The organism is Stutzerimonas stutzeri, from assembly GCF_038561965.1.
Classification (GTDB): domain Bacteria; phylum Pseudomonadota; class Gammaproteobacteria; order Pseudomonadales; family Pseudomonadaceae; genus Stutzerimonas; species Stutzerimonas stutzeri_AA.
On record NZ_CP139348.1, the window covers coordinates 4,617,591 to 4,636,613 of the forward strand.

Below are 19,023 nucleotides of genomic sequence, written 5' to 3' on the forward strand. Positions count from 1 at the left end.
CATGAGCATGAACCTGATCACCCTGCTCTATCTGGTCGCCTCGGTGTGCTTCATCCAGGCACTGAAGGGCCTTTCCCACCCCACCACGTCGCGCCGCGGCAACCTGTTCGGCATGCTCGGCATGGGTCTGGCCATGCTCACCACGGTCGGCCTGATCTTCAAACTCGGCAGCGAGCTGGCTACGGCCGGCATCGGCTACGTGATCGTCGGCCTGCTGATCGGTGGCAGTGTCGGCACCATCATGGCCAAGCGCGTCGAGATGACCAAGATGCCCGAACTGGTCGCCTTCATGCACAGCATGATCGGCCTGGCCGCGGTGTTCATCGCCATCGCCGCAGTGGTCGAGCCGCAGTCGCTGGGCATCGTCGAGCAGATCGGTTACGCGATTCCGGTGGGCAACCGTCTGGAGCTGTTCCTCGGTGCAGCCATCGGTGCCATCACCTTCTCCGGTTCGGTGATCGCCTTCGGCAAGCTATCGGGCAAGTACAAGTTCCGCCTGTTCCAGGGCGCGCCGGTGGTGTTCAAGGGCCAGCACATGGTCAACCTGGCCGTGGGCCTGGCGATCCTCGCGCTCGGCCTGGTCTATACCTTCACCGGCAACCTGACCGCCTTCGCCCTTCTGGTGGCGCTGGCCTTCGTCATCGGCGTGCTGATCATCATCCCCATCGGCGGCGCCGACATGCCGGTGGTGGTGTCGATGCTCAACAGCTACTCGGGCTGGGCGGCGGCCGGTATCGGTTTCTCGCTGAACAACTCGATGCTGATCATCGCCGGTTCCCTGGTCGGCTCTTCCGGCGCGATCCTCTCGTACATCATGTGCAAGGCGATGAACCGTTCGTTCTTCAACGTGATCCTCGGCGGCTTCGGTGCCGACGTCGATGCGGGTGGCCCGGCGGGCGCCCAGCTGGAGCGCAACGTGAAGTCCGGCTCGGCCGACGATGCCGCCTTCCTGCTGAGCAACGCCGACACCGTGATTATCGTCCCGGGCTACGGCTTGGCGGTGGCCCGCGCCCAGCACGCGCTGATGGAGCTGGCCGAGAAGCTGACGCACATGGGCGTGACCGTGAAGTACGCGATCCACCCGGTCGCCGGGCGTATGCCCGGTCACATGAACGTGCTGCTGGCCGAGGCCGAAGTGCCTTACGAGCAGGTGTTCGAGATGGATGACATCAACTCCGAGTTCGGCCAGGCCGACGTGGTGCTGGTGCTCGGTGCCAATGACGTGGTCAACCCAGCGGCGAAGACCGATCCGAAATCGGCGATCGCCGGCATGCCGATCCTTGAGGCCTACAAGGCCAAGACGGTCATCGTCAACAAGCGCTCCATGGCCAGCGGTTATGCGGGCCTGGATAATGAGCTGTTCTACATGGACAAGACCATGATGGTCTTCGGCGACGCCAAGAAGGTGGTCGAGGACATGGTCAAGGCTGTCGACTAAGCCGCAACCGTTGAACCGAAAAACCCCTCCCGGCCTTCGCCGCGAGGGGTTTTTCTTTGCTCGCCGGCGCCGTCGGTCATCCTGCCGAGGGCTTCAGCTCACCAACGCTGACCCAAACCAATCAACACCGGCTCACGCCAGTTCGGCTGGCTCAAGCGCTGAAACCAAACACCTCGCCCAGGTGCCGTCGGTAACGCGCGACATCCGCTTCGACTTGCGGGCGCTTCATCACGTCGACGCTGAGAAAGGTAGGCAGACCCTGCATGCCGAGAAACTCGTGGGCCTTGTGAAATGGCAGATACACGGCGTCCACGCCCTTGCCGCCGAAGAAGTCGCCGGGGTCGTCGAAGGCCTGCTGCGGGGCATTCCAGGTGGCGGAAATCATGTAGCGTTTGCCGTGCAGCAGGCCGCCGCTGCCGTACTTCTGCGATGCATCGGAACGGGTACGTCCGTCGTTGGCGTAGAGGCTGCCGTGGCCAACGGTGAACACTTCGTCGAGGTATTTCTTCACGGTCCAGGGCGCGCCCATCCACCAGCCGGGCATCTGGTAGATCAGTGCGTCAGCCCAGAGGATTTTCTCGACTTCTTCCTGCGCATCGTAGCCAGCATCGATCTCGGTGGTCTTGATCTCAAAGCCCGCTGCGGCGAGGGTTTCAATTGCCGCCTGATGCAGCGTGGCGTTGTACTGGCCGGCCGAATGCGCGAACGCCTTGCCGCCGTTGAGTAGCAGAATCTTCTTCATGGAATGCCTCAGAGACAGAATGGCGCGCAGCTTACCCACGACCGGGCGAAGTACCCAGGCCGGGGCGGGCAAATCATCTTTGCGCTGCGGTCACGAATCCGTCGCCAACTGGCGTTCTATCAGCCCGCTTTCACCGCCGGTGCCGATTCCGGCCTCGACGCATAACGCTGCGCCAGCACCGCGCAGACCATCAACTGGATCTGGTGAAACAACATCAGCGGCAGGATCAGCGTGCCCAGCGCCCCACCGGCGAACAGCACCTGCGCCATGGGAATGCCGGTGGCCAGGCTCTTCTTCGAGCCGGCGAAGAGAATAGTGATTCGATCCTCCAGATCGAAGCCCAGCCAGCGCGCGATCAACCAGGTGATGATTAATGCCAGTGCCAGCAGCAGGCAGCAGGCCAGCACCAGGCCGAGCAATTGCGGCAGTGGCACCTCATGCCAGATGCCCTCGACCACCGCGTGGCTGAATGCGGTGTAGACCACCAGCAGGATCGAGCTCTGATCGACGTTCTTCAGCCAGCCTTTGTTGCGCGCTACCCAGTCACCGATCCAGCGTCGCGCGATCTGCCCGGCAATGAACGGCAGCAGCAGCTGCACGACGATCTTGCCGATGGCATCCAACGTCGAGCCGCCTTCGCCCTGCGCGCCCATCAGCAGCAGCACCAGCAGTGGCGTGAGGAAGATGCCGATCAGGCTGGACGCCGCCGCGCTGCAGACCGCCGCCGGGATATTGCCGCGCGCCAGCGAGGTGAAGGCGATGGCTGACTGTACGGTGGCCGGCAAGGCGCAGAGGTAGAGCATGCCGAGGTACAGCTCGGGTCCTATCATCGGCGTCAATACCGGGCGCAAGGCCAGGCCGAGCAGCGGGAACAACACGAAGGTGCAGCTGAACACCAACAGGTGCAGGCGCCAGTGGCCCATCCCGGCGAGGATCGCGCTGCCAGAAAGCTTGGCACCGTGCATGAAGAACAGCAGGGCGATGGCCAGGTTGGTGATCCACTCGAACACCACCACGCCTTGCCCACGTGCTGGCAGCAGCGTGGCAATGGCCACTGCACCAAGCAGAGCGAGGGTGAAGTTGTCCGGTAACAGGCGAGGTCTGGCCATGTGCGCTCCTGATTGCGTGGCTTGCAGCGAGTTGCCAGCGAGTCTACTGTCGCCTGGAATATCCGACTAACGCCACTGGCAAGACAAATGTCGAGAAAAGGACAAGGCAACCTCCTGCAGCGCAGCATTCCAACCATGGACGCGCTGCCGCGGCCGCTGTTTGCACGCAGCGAGTCTCTGGCCGAGCGCACCACCACGCCGCGGCACAGCCATCCCTGGGCGCAGCTGTCGTACGCCATCAGCGGCGTGCTGCGGGTGCACACCGACCGCGGCCGTTTCCTTGCGCCACCGCAGCGCGCCATCCTGATTCCGCCGGGTCTGCTGCACGAAGTCATAAGCTCGCCGCACACCGAGATGCGCAGCCTATACGTCGATTACCGCGTCGTGGCCTGGGCGTCCGCGCATTGCCAGGTGCTCGCGGTCAGCCCATTGCTGCGAGAGCTGATCCGCGCCTTTGGCGTCCTGCCGGCAGAGTACGACGAGCAAGGTGCCGACGGCCGTCTGGCTGCGGTGCTGCTGGACCAGCTGCGTGCGGCGCCGGCAATCGGCTATTCCTTGCCCTGGCCCAGCGATGATCGGCTGCGCAAAGTCTGTGAAGCGCTCTACGAGCAACCCGACCTGTCGCTCAGCCTGAAGCAATGGAGCGAACGCCTGCAGGTGTCGGAGAAAACACTGACGCGCCAGTTCCAGCGCGACACCGGTCTCAGCTTCCGCGCCTGGCGCCAGCGTTTGCGCCTGCTCAGCGCTCTTCCCCTGCTGGAACAGGGCCAGCCGGTCACCGATGTCGCGCTGGCCTGTGGCTACGAATCCACCTCGGCATTTATCGCCGCCTTCAGCCAGCAGTTCGGGTCCACCCCGGGTGCTCTTTCGCGCCTACCGCGCCAGTAGACGCAGGGCCGAAACAGTTGGCGCACCTGCGACCGACACAGTTGCACGCAGCGCAAAACTGCACCGGCACAATCGAGAACCCCTGTGGCTGTTGAGCTCTGGCGGCGCGCGCGATCCTGTGTACCCATCACCCGCACCCGGCCACGCCGGGAAGGAACGCGCCATGGACCGCACACTGCCCCGTCTCTATGTAGTCGACCGCGCCAGGCGCAATTGGCAGCAGATACTGCAAACGCTGCTCCGCTGGCATCGCAACAGCCGTACCCGCCAGCAGTTGGCGCAGCTCGACGAGCGTCAGCTGGCTGACGTCGGCATCAGCCACAGCATGCGCGCGACGGAGTTGGAGAAACCGTTCTGGCGCTGAGCCAACCTCGTCCTACCTCGCATAACGATTCGGCCTATGCTGCGTGCTACAGGGCCGCAGCAGCGGGAACGCCATGCCCATGGCGCGGTCTAGAGCCTCACTACTGGAGATTTGCCATGTCCCGAATCCTGCTCCCCTTTTTCGCTGCCAGCCTGCTGCTTAGCGGCGGCGTTTCGGCTGCCAGCTTCACCGCCACCACCGACATGGTGGTCGGCGGCCTGATCAACACCGTGGACGCTACCTCGGACCTCACCTCCTCCCTGCGCGATGACAAGCTGGTGCTCGATGCGCGCGATGACGCGGCACGCTTCGTCGCCAGCGAAGGCGATCTGCGCGGTGCGCATCTCGAAGCGGCGCTGCAGCATATCCGCAGCGAACGCCCGCAACTGGCGGCCAGCGATCTACAACTGGCCCAGGCGATTCTCGCCCTCTGACGCATGCGGCAGCGTATGAGCGCTGCCGAAACCTGCGGATGCAACCGGGCACTGGCCCTGCAGCGGGCGTTTCGCTAGCCTTGGCGCCGTTTTACTCGGCAACAGGGTTCACATGCGTTCGTTTTCCATCGCCATTCTGCTTCTCGCTTTCTTCGCCAGCTCGGTCCAGGCCCTCGATGTCACCACCGCAGGCGTCGTGCAGGCCAGCTACGTCAGCAGCCAGCTGACCAGCGCGCCCTTCGACAACAAGCTGATCAGCGACGCTCGCGATGATGCCGCGGACTTCGTCGCCAGCGACGGGCAGCACGTTGCGGCACGCCTGCAGGCGGCCATGTTGCGCCTGCGCCAGGCATACCCGGAGCTTGCTGCCAGCGATCTGGAACTGGCCGAAGCGATCCTCGTCCAATAACCGCACCGGCCTGCCGGTGCCCCGACTTTGAGAGACTCATCCATGCACAAGCTATTGCTCGCTGCCCCGCTGGCGCTGGTCGTCGTTGCGGGAACCGCTCAGGCGCAGACCCTCATCGCCACCAGCAACATCGTTGTGCGCGCCCTGGACCGAAGCATCAACTTCACCTCCGATGTGACCAGCCGCATCAGCGACATGAAAGTCGTCGTCGAAGCACGTGAAGACGCCGCCAGCTTCGTCGCCAGTGCCGGCGAAATCCGCGGCGCTCATCTGGAAGCCGCGATCGGCACGCTACGCAACGAATTCCCCGCAGCGCGCAACGCCAGCGACCTGCAACTGGCCGAAGCCATCCTCGCCCTGTGATCCGCCCATGCGCCTGGCTGTTGGCGAGCTGCCTGGGTCTGGGCTCGGTCATCGCTCATGCCGACCTGCGCCTGGTGCTCGATACGCGCGACCTGCAACCCGAGCAACGCGCCGCCAGCCAGGCGCTGCTGGACGAAGCCATCGCCGCCTTGCCGCCACGGCTGCTGCAGAGCCTCGACCGCGAGGTTCGCGTGCAGTGGCGCAACGACCTGCCAGAGCAAGCCTATGGACGCGCCGGTGGCAATCGCCTGGAACTCAATCGCCGCCTGCTGTCGGCACTGACCGACGGCAGCGCCGCCAGCGATAAGACCAATCGTCCCCACGGCACGGTACGCCGCGAGCTGCTCGCCACCGTCGTTCACGAAGTGGCGCATCTCTATGACCGTGCTCGCCTGTGGTCGCCCAGTCAGCACCTGCTGCAGGGCCAGTGCCGTCAGCGCGCCAGCAATCTCGGGCAGATTGGCCTGCCGGATCACTGCCGAGGGCAGATCGACCGCCGCTTCACCCTGAGCGACGATCCACGCTTGCTCGACCTGGCTGGCTGGCCGCAGCGCGTCGGCAAGCGCGGCCTGCGTGAGCTGGACAATGCTCAGCTAGCACGCAGCCCTGACCCTTACGAGCTGACCAGCCCGCTGGAATTCGTGGCGGTAAACCTTGAGTACTTCCTGCTCGATCCCAGTTACGCCTGTCGCCGCCCATCCCTGCATCGCTACTTGCGCGAGCACTTCGGCTGGGCGCCGGAACATGCTGCCGATTGCACAGATGAATATCCGTTTCTGAATGCCGGCCGCGAGTTCGGCCGCACGCCACTGCTGAGCCTCGACCCCGCGCGCGTCTATGAAGTCGATTACCTGTTCGCCGAAGCCAACGACGCCTGGGTCAGCCGCTGGGGCCACAGCATGCTGCGCCTGGTGATCTGTGCACCGGGTCGCGAGCCCGGTCCTGATTGCCGACTGGATCTGGAGCATCATCTGGTGCTGTCATTTCGCGCCTTCGTCGATGACGTGCAGCTTTCCAGCTGGGACGGCCTGACCGGCGTCTATCCATCACGGCTGTTCATCCTGCCGCTGGGCCAGGTGATCGACGAATACACCAAGGTGGAGCTGCGCGGGCTGGCTTCGGTGCCGCTGAAGCTGCAGCGCAAGGAGATCCGCGCACTGGTCGAGCGCAGCGCCGAACTGCACTGGAGCTACGACGGCGACTACTATTTCCTGTCCAACAACTGCGCGGTAGAAACCCTCAAGCTGCTGCGCAGCGGCACGGCGCGCGACGAACTGATCACGCTGGATAGCATCATGCCCAACGGGCTGCTGGAAGTGCTGATCCACCGAGGCCTGGCCGACGCCAGTGTGCTCGACGATCCGCGTGAAGCGCTGCGTCTGGGCTATCGCTTCGACTCCTACCGCGACCGCTACCAAGCCATGTTCGCCGTCCTCAAGGAACGCCTCGGCCTCCCGCAACAGAGCGTTGAACAATGGCTGGAACTCAGCGCCGCCGAGCGCCAACCCTGGATCGACCGCGCCGACCTGCGCGCCGCCGCCGCCCTGCTACTGGTCGAACAGGCCGCCCTGCGCCGCCAGCTACTCCTTGCCCAGGACGAACTGAAGAACCGCTACCTCGGCGGCCGCGGCCGGGACGCCACGTTGAACAAAGCCGACGGCGCCTTGCAGGAAATCCTCGCCAACAGCGGCTACCTCAGCCGCCCGGCCGAACTGCTCGACGGCCAAGGCTACGGCTTGCCACAGCCCAGCGAATGGACCCGCCTGGAACGCGAAAGCGAACAACGCCAACTGCGCCTGAATCAACTGAGCGAGGAGCTGGACCAGGAAGTGCGTTTGCTACTGGGGGACGAGCGGCGGGAGGAGCTGGAGGCGACGGAGGTCAATCTGGCTCAGATCGGCAAGCATCTGCGCGGGTTGCACAAGGCTGGGGGTGGGTTGGAGTTGCCGTGACAAGTTACGTTTCGGTAGTAATCCGATTAGCCAAACAACTCAATTGCAGTATTCGGACAACTATCTCTTGCGTCGGGTACGAGGGGTAGTTCACGCACCCAGGGACTGGTTGAGTGCTTCCTGAAGAAAGCAAAAGCAGTGTTGTATCCCGAAGCTAGAATTGCAGCACTGAGACTCTCTCTTCTTTTAGGGGGAGTTCTTTTAACCTCCCCCGGATGAAAGTGGCGTGTTTTTCGAAGTTGCGTTTGTCCGAGAAAATATAGAACGGCCAATCCACATATTCATTTGAGTGCGGGCTGAGCCAAGGTGACTCAAGGCAAATTATGCTCTTAGACCGATCCAAAGTTATTTTTTTGAACTCGCTCCATTGGTATTCATACGTGTGGTGGCTCGTATGTAGTTCTTGAAATTTCTCTGAGTTAGCCATTGTTAAATAAAGCAATCCCATACCGCCAGGCCCAGCGAGCGCTATCCAAAATGCGGATGGATCAAGCGCAACAACGAATAGGATGGCGATAGCTGCGATAACTGTTAACCATTTCAAGGCAACTATCCAGCCTTTACCTGGGGCTTTCCATTCGCAGACCTCAATCCCTGTTTCGGTCAGGCGATAAGCAAATTTCGTTTTTTGGTGGGTTGTGCCATGCAGAGCCAAAAAGAAAACAGAAAGAAATATTGCACTCCAACCTAGCTTTTCGATTAAAGGAGAATTGTCGTTCTTGAAAAACATCAAATAACAGGCACCTAGAGCGGCGGCCATCATGAACCAAAACATACCATTTGCGACGATTGTATTATAAGGCCTTGCCTTAATTCTCCATTCTAGCAACGCATGTTGATTTACGTGCTTCCACTGGTGGTGCTCTGGAAGCTCAATGGGTTGATTCCAGGGAAGAGTATGTAGGCATCTGTTCAAGATACTGCTCATAAGCAATCATTTACTCGCATGAGGCGCCTGCAAGGGGAGCCAGCGGGTACTTTGTGAAGAGAGCACCATATCGGTATTGGGTTCCTTGCTGAAAGCATCTCTCTTCAGATCCGCCTCGGAGGATGAGGCGCCTATATCCATGCGGAACATGTAGCCCCGACCGTTGGCGCTTTCCAGGATCTGCTCCGGGTAGCGAACTTCCAATTCCAGCACGGGGGGGCGCTGGTAGGCGATCCAGGTTTGCCATAGGCGATGCTGTGTGTCCTTGGGGTAGAGGGTGTCGCCGGGCAGCGGCCCATTGGGACGCTGTGCGGGCGGTTGGCCAAATTGGTCGATGGGCGCCCAGTGGCCTTCGAGGAACTGGTCGTAGAACCTGTCTGCCATGCCTTGCATCAGGCTATCGGAAAACCAGCCGCTGTCGACCATGGCCGGTTTCAGCTTGACGGCTGTTCCCGCCAGTTCGGACGGCAGCAGGAGCTGTAGCCAGAAGCCGGTATAGACGCGGGGGCCACGGCCATAATAAGGCAAGGTGGAGGCGCGAGCTGCCAGACTGGGGCGTAGGCAGATTTCCTTCAGGGTACGCAGTTCTTCTTTGTGATGCTCGTCGCTATGCGTCCAAGTGGGGGATTTACCCCAACTGCTGCGGTACAGCCAGAGCCGCAGACCCTCACGTTTGTACTGATTGGCGACCATGCTGGAGATTAGGTAGATCACGCCGAGCAGCGCGATGATGATGGTCACCGGATTGGACATGACCCAGGCAAAACCGAACCAGAAGCCCAATGCGCTGCCGACTAACTGGACACCTGCGACTGTTGACATAAGGCCTAGAGTGATTTGCTTCGTACGCAGCGCGTAGCCTTCTCCAGCGCTTGTGGCCTTATCGATATCATTGGAAACCTGCCAAGCCTCCACTCCCGCAGCGATAGCGCCGAATGCCGCCATGCCCATGGTGCGTAACACCAGTTTACGAGCCAAGACCGAAAATTCTGCGCTTCCAGCTTTCAGCCAAGTGCTGACGCCTGCTTTCGCCAGCTGTGTTGTTCGTGTTCTGAGTGCCCCTTGCATACTGGCCCACTTGTTCCACGCCGGTACTGTCCAGAGCGCCATCAGTGCATTGGCGGAATAGGCGGCGTTAGCCCCGACCGTGCGCAGCTCATCCTCACTGAAAATGCCGTCATTGTGTGCCTTATCCAGGCTGTTGATGAAGTTCCAAACGTTCAGCCCTGCGACCAGTACGGGCAGGCTGCCGCCGAGTTCCTGGTTCATCCACTGACGACTGCGGGCAGCGTAACCTGCCGAACTTTTTGCTTTGAGCTGCAACTGATCTAGCAGCTCTGATTGGCCCAGTGTCGTGAGCCACAGGTTCACTTGGCGAGTTTGTACGCTAGTGATCTTTGTTTCGGTGACGACGCTGCCGATTACCTCATTAGGCCTTCGCAGGTTCAGCGTCTCGCGCTTTTGTTCCAGCCCGAGCAACTGTATGCGCGCTGAGCGTTTGTCAGGGCCTTTACCTGGTAGAGAGAGAGTGCGTTGCAGACCCTTGATGCTCTGTTCTAGCTGGGCAATCTGCATTTGCCATTTACGGTTCTTCTTCGCGAAGTCAGTATCCAGAATCAAACGCGTCTGCGTGGAGATTTCCGTAGAAACCAGGACCTGAGTGACGCTGAAGGCGAAGATTCGAACCTTGGGCGCAAATTTCGTGCTTAACGCAGGTAGCAGAACAAAGGCCATCAGGTTCCAGCTGTCCTTGGCTTTTTGTCCCACCACTGCACGCAAGGTCTCGAAGGCACGCTTGCCGGGTTCGGAAAGGCTCTTGTAAAGGCTGCTGCCTTGCACACTCGGCAGATCGAGTACCGATTTCACCTCGCTGGCCCGGCTGACTTCGCTGGTGGCATCGGAAAGCACGCCGTGGGCCTGCCCGCTGCCGTCGCCCTGCCGCCCTTGGTCGTCGATGGTGCCGTAGGTGGTGAAGTTGGCGGAGATCTTGTCGATCAGTGCGGAAAGCTCAGCGCTGAAATTGAATAGTGCCAGGCCTGCCAGCGTAGTGGGTTTGCCGTACTGCTCGCACAGCCATTTCTTACCCGTATCGCTCGCCCCCAACTGTTCATACAGGTTGGCCATGGTGTCCAGCAGGTCGGTCGATTGCTGCGGGTGGCAGGGGTCATAGAAAACCTCTTCCGCTTTCGGGCTGAGGCTTTTCAGCCAGGTGAGCAGGTCGCTTTCGCTGCGTTGGAGGTGGGCATTGAGGCGCTCTATTTCATCGGAGCGCTCTTGCAGATAACTCCAGGTCTCATCGAAGCGAACGTCCTCGCGCCAAATCTTTTTCTGCTGCCATTCTTCTACCAGGGCGCGCCATTTTGGCCCCGAAGGTGGGGTGCCCCAATTTGTGCGGAACTGCTGTTGAGTCCGCTGCACCTGCAGCGATTTAAGTGTCAGGGTCGCATCACTGCCGCTGTGATTGAGAAGCTGCGCTTCGCTATCGAGCAGGTTGTGAGCATCCTTGATGAAAGCTTGCCTGCGGCTTGGGTTGGCTGATACCGATTTGGGGATGAAAGGGTCTAGCTTGACGCCGCAAAGTCCCTGAATGACCGTAGCGCTATTGATCTTGTTGGCGTGCTGTTTGTCTGCTGCTACCAGTTCCAACCAGCGGCCCTGTAGATTCATGGCCAGATCGTCGACGATGGCCATGGGGTCGTCCAGAGCAATGAAGAGGGCGCTGTCCTGATCGGGCACGCTGCCGAGTATGAGAGCCTGGTCTATCGGCGGCTTGCAGGGGCGGGACGTATCGTCTTTATTCGCCGCTACCAGACAGCTCTTGAACGTCGGGGCTTCCCCTCCTGCCAGGATATCGGCGACCGCACTGCCTATTTCGCGGATAGCCGCGGCATGTGCCGCCTGCATCTGGGTGCAGTATTGCGGCAAGTTCAGTGCGCGCATCCAGCGCTTTTGCTCCTGGGGGTTGCTGCGCATTTTTTCGCATAGGCGCCAGGTCCACTGCACGGGGGAGTAGGCGATCAGCAGGCGGCTTCGTTTCGGGTACAGCAGATAGGGTTTGCTGGCACCGGGATTGTTTCGTTCATCTTTGCCCAATTGCGCACCACCCCACTGATGGCGAATGAATTGGTGGCCCTTGACCTGATACTCGTGAAGCATGCGATCCGTTTCATCCCACACGTATAGCCAACCATCACGGAGTTGACGCAAGGTATAGCTGCGCGTCTTGAGCTTCGGTAGATGACCGGTGTTCCAGCCGTTGGGTAGCGGATTTTGGCCCTGGGCGCTGCCGCGGGCCGGTGACTCGTCAATTGCATAGCGAACGGGGTGGATTGCAATTTCGCCCGCTTTTAATGGGCATTGGCCACTCGCATTCGCCGGCTTGTTTTCAAAGGCCTGATTGCGTTTGGCTTGCTGCAAGGTTTTGTCGGAGGTTGTCGTGCTCATGGAGATCCGTTCCTTTAGCCGGCAAGGCAGTCTTCATCCAGGGCTTGAATACGCCGCTCTGGCGGTAGTTTCTGGGCGTCTGCGGTCTCGGCTAACCAGGCCTGGTAAGGGCTGTCGGAGCGTGTAGCGAAGTCATCGCCCCAGCAGGCGCAGCGCTCGAGCCAGACCGCAATGCTCCGCTCGTTGACCAGTCCCCAGCCTTCGGCATCAAGCAGGCGTTGCTCCAGCCATTGGCCTCGCTCCTGTTCGCCAAGTCCGGAGAGGGTTTGGGGGTAGTCTTCGATCAACCAACCGTATAGCCGCTCCTTGAAGCTTCGCCGATAGGCCTGTTCGAGCGCCTGAACCTGATCATCGGCGAGATGGTTGAGCTTGCCCTCCGTCCTGGGGCTGTTGGGTTGTGAGCGATAGGACTGCCATTCGACTGCACGCGAGGGAGCCCAGCGGGGCGGGGGTAGGGATACGAGCCATTCGCTGATGGGGCCCAGAAGACTTTGATAAGCGGATGGGGGGTAGCTATTCAGCCAATAAGAGGTCACCAGCGGATCCGCGAAACGGAAGAGGCTGTAGCTGCCTAGATTGTCTGTGATGGTGATGAACTCGCTCAGGTGATCGGCGACATCGTTCAGTGCTGCCGAGCTTTGTAGCCTGCTGGCCTGACGCTGAAGAGAGGGGCTGCTTCGCCATTCACCCAGTAAGGACGAATGGCTGTCCAGTCCAACCAGAATTGGGCCGAGCTCTTTGACGTCATCCCAGCGGGTGCCGTTGTAGAGAGGGATGACCTCAATAGGCTCGCCTGCCCCATAAAGCCATTGCAGAGCGTCCTGACGAAGCACTCCATCGACGAGCAGAAAGTCGCGGCTCATGCTTCGGCTTCCTGGTTGGCTCGCTCGCAGATTTCGCACCGTGGCGTCGCTCGTAACAGCGCCTGCCGCTGAGCAGGTACCAACAGCTCGCCCGCCTTGTCCGCATCCGCCGGCTTCACCTTCCCCGACAATATCGGCGCCGCACCCGAACCTTTCCCCGGATTTCCCCCCGAGTTCACCCTGATCAAAGGCCCGACCATGGTGATGCCGCTGGCATCGAGCTTGATAAAGCTGCCGCCAGCTTTGAAGGTCAGTTCGCTGCCCGCTTCGAGCACCACCTTGAGGCCGCTGGAGAGGTGAATTTCATTGCCCGCCTCGATGAACTGCCCGGTGCCGATCTTCAGGTGCTGCCTGCTGCCGACAGTGAGGTGGTCGTTGGCGCGGATCTCGGTTTTGCGGTCAGCGTGGGTGGTGCGGTGTTCTTCGGCTTTGAATTCGCTGTAGCTGTTGGCTTGCACCGTGTCGTGGCGTTCGTGACCGACGCGGATCTTCTGGTCGTGCTCGATGTTCTCGTCCCAGTCGCGCTGGGCGTGGACATAGATCTGCTCGGCGCCCTTGCGGTCTTCGATGCGCAGTTCGTTGTAACCGCCACCGCCTGGGGAGCTCAGGGTCTTGAACACCGTGCGAGTCTTGTTCGCCGGCAGGTCGTAGGGGACCTGGTGTTCCTTATGGTAGAGGCAGCCGGTGACCAAGGGCTGATCGGGGTCGCCTTCGAGGAAGGTCACCAGCACTTCCATGCCGACCCGCGGAATGGCGATGCCTCCGTAGCGGTCGCCGGCCCAGCTGGAGCTAACGCGCAGCCAGCAGCTGGTCTTGTCGTCGGCCTGGCCGTGGCGGTCCCAGTGGAACTGGACTTTGACGCGACCGTACTCATCGCAGTGGATTTCTTCGCCGGGAGGACCGGTGACCACGGCGGTCTGGCTGCCGAGAACCTTCGGCTTCGGATGCTTCAGAGCCGGGCGGAAGGGGATGTCCCAGGGGGTGGCGGTGAAGTGGTTGCGGTAGCCCTGAACGAAGCCGTCACCGCTATCGACATGGCTGGTGACTGATTCTTCCAACACCTGCGGTTGCTTGCCTTCGTGCAACACTTCGGTGAGCAGCCAGAGCTGGTTCCAGTCGGTGCGGGGGTGTTCGCCGAGCGGGAGGAAGTGCCCGCTCGCCAGTCGTGGCTGGTCGCTTTCGCCTTTGGCCAGCTCGTAGTCATGGCGGTGGCGTTCCAGAGCGCGTTGCGAGAGGTGCTTGCCGCGGGCGCGCTCAGTAAAGCGGCCGGGGTAATCGTAGTCTTCGAGGTCGGGCTGGAAGTCCCTATGGAAGGCGGCCTCCATGGTCAGGCGCGGCTTCTCGAAATCGTAATCGCGGCGCGTGACGCGGCTGGTGCGGGTCTCCAGGCGCAGGCCGAAGCGTTTGATCACCGGCTGGTCGGCGACCAGGCCGCTGTCCTGCTGATAGGCGGTGGCGGCGAGCTTGGGAAAGACCGTCTGGTCGTCGCCAAAGACCAGCACATGGCCGGCCGCGCTGTGCTCGAAGTGGTAATGGATACCTTCTTCCTCGCACAAACGCTGGATGAAATGCAGGTCCGATTCGTCGTACTGAACGCAGTATTCACGCGCGGGGTAGATCACCGGGCCGAGCTGGAAGCGGTAGGCGTCGGCCTGGACGCCGTGCTCCTCAAGCACCTGGGCGACGATCTGCGGCACGCTGAGGTACTGGAAGATGCGCTGGTTGGTGCGATGGGCGAGATACGCCAGCTGCGGCACGAGCGTGAGGCGGTAGCGGGTCAGGCGCTTGCCGGATTCACCCTGGGCGGCCTGATGCACCAGCCCATGAATACCGCTGCCATCCGGCGCGAAGGCGAGGAAAGCCGGGCGATGCAGCAGGCTTTCCAGATCCAGATCGGGGCGCTCGCTGACCAGTTCCAGGTCGAAGCGATAGGGCTGGCTGATGGCCTCGCGACCCTGGAATTCGAGCACCTTGAAGTCGTGCTCGACGCCTTCGAGGGAAAGCGTGAAGTGGGCCTGGTTGGCTGGGGCGAACATCCATGTTCCTCCTGTTCAGTCCATGTATCAGCGCATGGGCGCTTGCGGAGCCTCGATGTAACACAGGCCAGCCGCTCTGGAATGCTCGGTTTCGGCATTCCGCAACGGCAGTCCGGGGTTTTGCACAATGCTTCGTAAAAGACTTCGGCCAGGCTCGCCTGGCCGAAGCGGGACCGCGGCTGATCAGCCAGCGATCGGGGTGCGCCAGTCGTCGGAGCCGGAGGTGCCGGAGACTTCATGGGTCCAGACGATCTTGCGGTAGGTGAAGTACACGTCTTCCAGATGGGTGAAATGGGACATGTTCGGGTCCTGGCAGTTGGGCATGCGCGACTGCACGTCGACGATCACCGCATCTTCCAGCTCGATGGTGTAGTAGTGCTCCTGAGTGCCAGTCGAGGAAGTTCGGTACCACTCCAGACGGCACTTGTTCAGGCGCTCGCCAGAAGTCAGGGCGTTGAAGATCAGCGGCGACGACTTGTCGAACACCTTGGTGATCATCAGTGGCTTGTGCACGCGCTGGCCGGTGGGCTGACCGGACTGTGGGTCGCGCGGGATGATGACCTGATGCTGGAAAGCCTGCACCAGAATCTGGTCTTCATGACCTTCCTGGAAAATGTTACCCACCGAGTCCTCGGTGAAGGTACCGGCGGTAATCAGGCCTTGCTTAGTGCCTTCGAGGGACAGGTATGCGGGTGTTGGCATGAGAGCTCTCCTTGCTGGGAATCGAAATGCCTAATGGCAGCTTTCCCGTTACACGGCTCATGCCATCTATTAAAAAACTATATTTTTCAACAAGTTAATCACCAGGCAATGTAAGTGACCTTAGCCTGTTGGGTGACTGATCACAGAAAGCTGCGCAACTATTAGCGCAGCCCAGGGAAAAAGCTGCGCAGTGGTCCTAGAACCCTTAGGCCATAAGCCTGAAGGCGAACTATCCACAATGTTATCCACAGAGAATGTGGCAAGAAGCTGCGCAGTTGGACCACAGATGCTGCTCGCGACACATGGAACAGGCTGCTGTCGCCCTGCAGCCTTTTTGCAGGCAAAAAAAACCTCGAACTTCATTGGGGGAGGGGGAAGTTCGAGGTCCAAATCCGGACCGCTAGGGCGGGGTCCAGAGATCTGCCAACACTTAACACAACAAGGAGCATCGAAGGGCTTTCACACCCTTCGCATGCTCTGACCGAGGAGTTGCAGCGAAAGTTTCAGCCGCCACGAAAAAAATTGTCGACTAGCGACGTTTTCTGGCAACACTCGGTCAATGGGCCTCGTCCCAGTTGTTGCCAACGCCCGCTTCCACCAGCAGCGGCACATCCAGCGTCGCGGCTTGGCTCATCAGTGGGCAAATCGCCTCGCGCACCTGCTCGACCAAGTCCTCACGCACCTCCAGCACCAACTCATCATGCACCTGCAGGATCACCCGAGCATCCAGCCCGCTCTGCTGCAGCCAATCGTCCACGGCAATCATCGCGCGCTTGATGATGTCTGCCGCGGTGCCCTGCATGGGCGCATTGATCGCGGTGCGTTCGGCGCCCTTGCGCATGGCGCCGTTCTTCGAGTTGATCTCCGGCAGGTATAGCCGGCGGCCGAACAGCGTCTCCACGTAGCCCTGCTCCGCCGCCTGGGTGCGGGTACGCTCCATGTAGGCGAGCACGCCGGGGTAGCGGGCGAAATAGCGGTCGATGTATTCCTGCGCTTCTTTGCGGCCGACATCAATCTGCTTGGCCAGGCCGAACGCGCTCATGCCGTAGATCAGGCCGAAGTTGATCGCCTTGGCGCTGCGGCGCTGGTCATTGCTGACTTGCTCCAGCGGTACGCCGAAGACTTCGGCGGCGGTGGCGCGGTGGACGTCCAGATCGTTCTGGAAGGCGTACAGCAGACCCGCATCCTGCGCCAGGTGCGCCATGATGCGCAGCTCGATCTGCGAATAATCCGCCGCCAGCAGTTTGTAGCCCGGCGCGGCGACAAAGGCCTGACGAATGCGTCGACCCTCGGCAGTGCGGATCGGGATGTTCTGCAGGTTTGGATCCGAGGAAGAAAGCCGGCCAGTAGCCGTCACTGCCTGGTGGTAGCTGGTATGAATACGCCCGGTGCGTGGATTGATCTGCTGCGGCAGCTTATCGGTGTAGGTGCCCTTGAGCTTACTCAGGGAGCGGTGCTGCATGATCACCTTGGGCAGCGGATAGTTCTGCTCGGCCAGGTCGGCCAGCACGCTTTCGGCCGTGGACGGCTGACCGCCGGCGGTTTTGGAAAGCACTGGGCAACCCAACTTTTCATAGAGGATCGCGCCGAGCTGCTTGGGCGAGCCGAGGTTGAATTCCTCACCCGCCATCTCAAAAGCTTCGCGCTCAAGCTCGACGAGCTTGTTGCCGATCTCGACGCTCTGCAGGCCCAGCAGGTTGGCATCGACCAGCGCGCCGTTGCGCTCGATGCGCGCAAGCACCGGCACCAGCGGCATTTCGATCTCGGTCAATACCCTGAGCAACGAGGGCGTCTGTTCTAACTTGCCAAGCAGCGTCCGGTGCAAGCGCAAGGTGACATCGGCGTCCTCGGCGGCGTAGGGACCGGCCTGCTCGATGGCGATCTGGTCGAACGTCAGCTGCTTGGCGCCCTTGCCGGCGATGTCCTCGAAGCGGATGGTGCCCCGCCCGAGGTACTTGAGCGCTAGGCTATCCATGTCGTGGCGCGTGGCGGTGGCGTCGAGCACGTAGGATTCGAGCATGGTGTCGAAGGTCATGCCGCGCATCTCGATGCCGTAGCGCATCAGTACGTTCATGTCGTACTTACCGTGCTGGCAGACCTTGGTTTTCGCCGGATCTTCCAGCAGCGGCTTGAGTGCGGCGAGCACGGCATCGAGATCGAGCTGTTGCGGTACGCCCATATAGCTGTGACCGAGCGGCACGTAGGCGGCTTTGCCGACCTCGATGGCAAAGGACACCCCGACCAGTTGTGCCTTCTGCGCGTCGATGCTGGTGGTTTCTGTGTCGAAGGCGAAACACTCGGCGTTCTTCAGGCGATCGAGCCAGGCATCGAACTCGGCCTGCTCGAGGATCGTGGTGTACTCGGCTTCGGCTTGAATGGAGCAGCCTTCGGGCTGCACCTCGCAGTTCTCGCCGGCCGCCTTGGCCTCGCGCAGCAGGTCGTCCAGCCAGTTCTTGAATTCCAGCTCGCGGTACAGCGCGATCAACGCCTCGCGACGCGGCTCGCCGGGCATCAGATCGGCAACTTCGACATCCAGCGCCACATCGAGCTTGATGGTCGCCAGCTCGTAGGACATGAAAGCCGCGTCACGATGCTCGGCGAGTTTTGCGCCCAGCGTCTTGGCTCCCCGGATCGGCAGGCCGGCGACCTGATCGAGGCTCTCGTACAAACCCTTGAGCCCGCCGGGAATACCATTGAGCAGGCCGCAAGCGGTCTTTTCACCGACGCCAGGCACACCGGGAATGTTGTCGACCTTGTCGCCCATCAGCGCGAGAAAATCGATGATCAGCTCAGGGCCAACGCCGAACTTGTTCTTCACCCCTTCGATGTCGTAGACGCTGCCGGTCATGGTATTGACCAGAGTGACGTGGGGACAGACAAGCTGGGCCATGTCCTTGTCGCCAGTAGAGATCACCACATCACGACCCAGCGCCGCGCACTGCCGGGCCAGGGTGCCGATTACATCGTCGGCCTCGACCCCTTCCACGCAGAGCAGCGGCATGCCAAGGGCACGCACGCTGGCGTGCAGCGGTTCGACCTGGGAGCGCAGGTCATCCGGCATCGGCGGACGATGGGACTTGTACTCGGCGAACAAGGTGTCACGAAAGGTCGGTCCCTTGGCGTCGAAGACCACCGCAAACGGGCTGTCCGGGTACTGCCGGCGCAGGCTGAGCAGCATGTTCAGCACGCCCTTGACCGCCCCGGTCGGCTTGCCGGTCGAGGTGGTCAGCGGAGGCAGGGCATGAAAGGCGCGATAGAGGTAGGACGAACCGTCCACCAGGACGAGGGGGGCTTGGCTCATGAGCGGAATCAACCTTTTCGGCGGGCCCGGAGCTAGAATGCGAAGGACCA

General features: G+C 61.2%; 15 protein-coding genes. 7 read left to right on the forward strand and 8 right to left on the reverse strand.

The genetic code is table 11. The features are described from left to right. Position 1: 1 nt before the first annotated feature. Positions 2 to 1,438, forward strand: coding sequence for an NAD(P)(+) transhydrogenase (Re/Si-specific) subunit beta (locus SM130_RS21365; protein ID WP_102826562.1), 1,437 nt, complete (start codon positions 2 to 4; stop codon positions 1,436 to 1,438). A gap of 151 nt (positions 1,439 to 1,589) precedes the next feature. Here SM130_RS21365 and SM130_RS21370 read toward each other — a convergent pair whose 3' ends face one another. Continuing rightward, the gene (locus tag SM130_RS21370) at positions 1,590 to 2,180 is read right to left on the reverse strand and encodes an NAD(P)H-dependent oxidoreductase (RefSeq protein WP_102826561.1); all 591 of its coding nucleotides are present in this window, start codon (positions 2,178 to 2,180) and stop codon (positions 1,590 to 1,592) included. A gap of 119 nt (positions 2,181 to 2,299) precedes the next feature. Next, entirely contained in the window at positions 2,300 to 3,289 is a 990-nt protein-coding gene (locus tag SM130_RS21375; RefSeq protein WP_102826560.1) for a bile acid:sodium symporter family protein, read from the reverse strand. Between the two features lie 87 nt (positions 3,290 to 3,376). Here SM130_RS21375 and SM130_RS21380 point away from each other — a divergent pair, with 87 nt between their 5' ends. The 6 genes from SM130_RS21380 (at position 3,377) to SM130_RS21405 (ending at position 7,699) form a co-directional block, all read left to right on the forward strand. Continuing rightward, positions 3,377 to 4,177 carry an AraC family transcriptional regulator gene (locus tag SM130_RS21380; protein ID WP_181019295.1) on the forward strand — a complete coding sequence of 267 codons (801 nt, stop codon included), beginning with the start codon at positions 3,377 to 3,379 and terminating at the stop codon, positions 4,175 to 4,177. Between the two features lie 163 nt (positions 4,178 to 4,340). After that, complete coding sequence (locus tag SM130_RS21385; RefSeq protein WP_102826558.1) at positions 4,341 to 4,541, forward strand: DUF1127 domain-containing protein; 201 nt, start codon at positions 4,341 to 4,343, stop codon at positions 4,539 to 4,541. Positions 4,542 to 4,657: 116 nt separating this feature from the next. Continuing rightward, the gene (locus SM130_RS21390) at positions 4,658 to 4,975 is read left to right on the forward strand and encodes a DUF2388 domain-containing protein (protein WP_102826557.1); all 318 of its coding nucleotides are present in this window, start codon (positions 4,658 to 4,660) and stop codon (positions 4,973 to 4,975) included. 112 nt (positions 4,976 to 5,087) lie between these two features. Continuing rightward, positions 5,088 to 5,384, forward strand: coding sequence for a DUF2388 domain-containing protein (locus tag SM130_RS21395; RefSeq protein WP_102826556.1), 297 nt, complete (start codon positions 5,088 to 5,090; stop codon positions 5,382 to 5,384). Positions 5,385 to 5,426: 42 nt separating this feature from the next. After that, positions 5,427 to 5,747, forward strand: a complete 321-nt coding sequence (locus tag SM130_RS21400) for a DUF2388 domain-containing protein (RefSeq protein ID WP_102826555.1) — start codon at positions 5,427 to 5,429, stop codon at positions 5,745 to 5,747. After that, positions 5,744 to 7,699: a DUF4105 domain-containing protein gene (locus SM130_RS21405; protein ID WP_102826554.1), complete on the forward strand. Its 1,956-nt coding sequence runs from the start codon at positions 5,744 to 5,746 to the stop codon at positions 7,697 to 7,699. The genes SM130_RS21400 and SM130_RS21405 overlap by 4 nt, the downstream gene beginning before the upstream one ends. A gap of 154 nt (positions 7,700 to 7,853) precedes the next feature. Here SM130_RS21405 and SM130_RS21410 read toward each other — a convergent pair whose 3' ends face one another. The 6 genes from SM130_RS21410 to polA all read right to left on the reverse strand — a co-directional run bounded on the left by SM130_RS21410 (position 7,854) and on the right by polA (position 18,973). Continuing rightward, positions 7,854 to 8,627 (reverse strand): hypothetical protein, encoded by a 774-nt coding sequence (locus tag SM130_RS21410; RefSeq protein WP_102826553.1) that lies wholly within the window; start codon positions 8,625 to 8,627, stop codon positions 7,854 to 7,856. Between the two features lie 6 nt (positions 8,628 to 8,633). Continuing rightward, the gene (locus SM130_RS21415; protein ID WP_102826552.1) at positions 8,634 to 12,071 is read right to left on the reverse strand and encodes a T6SS effector BTH_I2691 family protein; all 3,438 of its coding nucleotides are present in this window, start codon (positions 12,069 to 12,071) and stop codon (positions 8,634 to 8,636) included. A 14-nt stretch (positions 12,072 to 12,085) separates the two neighbouring features. Continuing rightward, positions 12,086 to 12,934, reverse strand: coding sequence for a DUF4123 domain-containing protein (locus SM130_RS21420; RefSeq protein WP_102826551.1), 849 nt, complete (start codon positions 12,932 to 12,934; stop codon positions 12,086 to 12,088). Further along, positions 12,931 to 14,970: a type VI secretion system tip protein TssI/VgrG gene (gene tssI, locus SM130_RS21425; protein ID WP_102826550.1), complete on the reverse strand. Its 2,040-nt coding sequence runs from the start codon at positions 14,968 to 14,970 to the stop codon at positions 12,931 to 12,933. The genes SM130_RS21420 and tssI overlap by 4 nt, the downstream gene beginning before the upstream one ends. Positions 14,971 to 15,153: 183 nt before the next feature. Then, entirely contained in the window at positions 15,154 to 15,672 is a 519-nt protein-coding gene (locus SM130_RS21430; protein WP_003284174.1) for an Hcp family type VI secretion system effector, read from the reverse strand. A 556-nt stretch (positions 15,673 to 16,228) separates the two neighbouring features. Then, positions 16,229 to 18,973 carry a DNA polymerase I gene (polA, locus tag SM130_RS21435; RefSeq protein ID WP_102826549.1) on the reverse strand — a complete coding sequence of 915 codons (2,745 nt, stop codon included), beginning with the start codon at positions 18,971 to 18,973 and terminating at the stop codon, positions 16,229 to 16,231. Positions 18,974 to 19,023 lie beyond the last annotated feature (50 nt).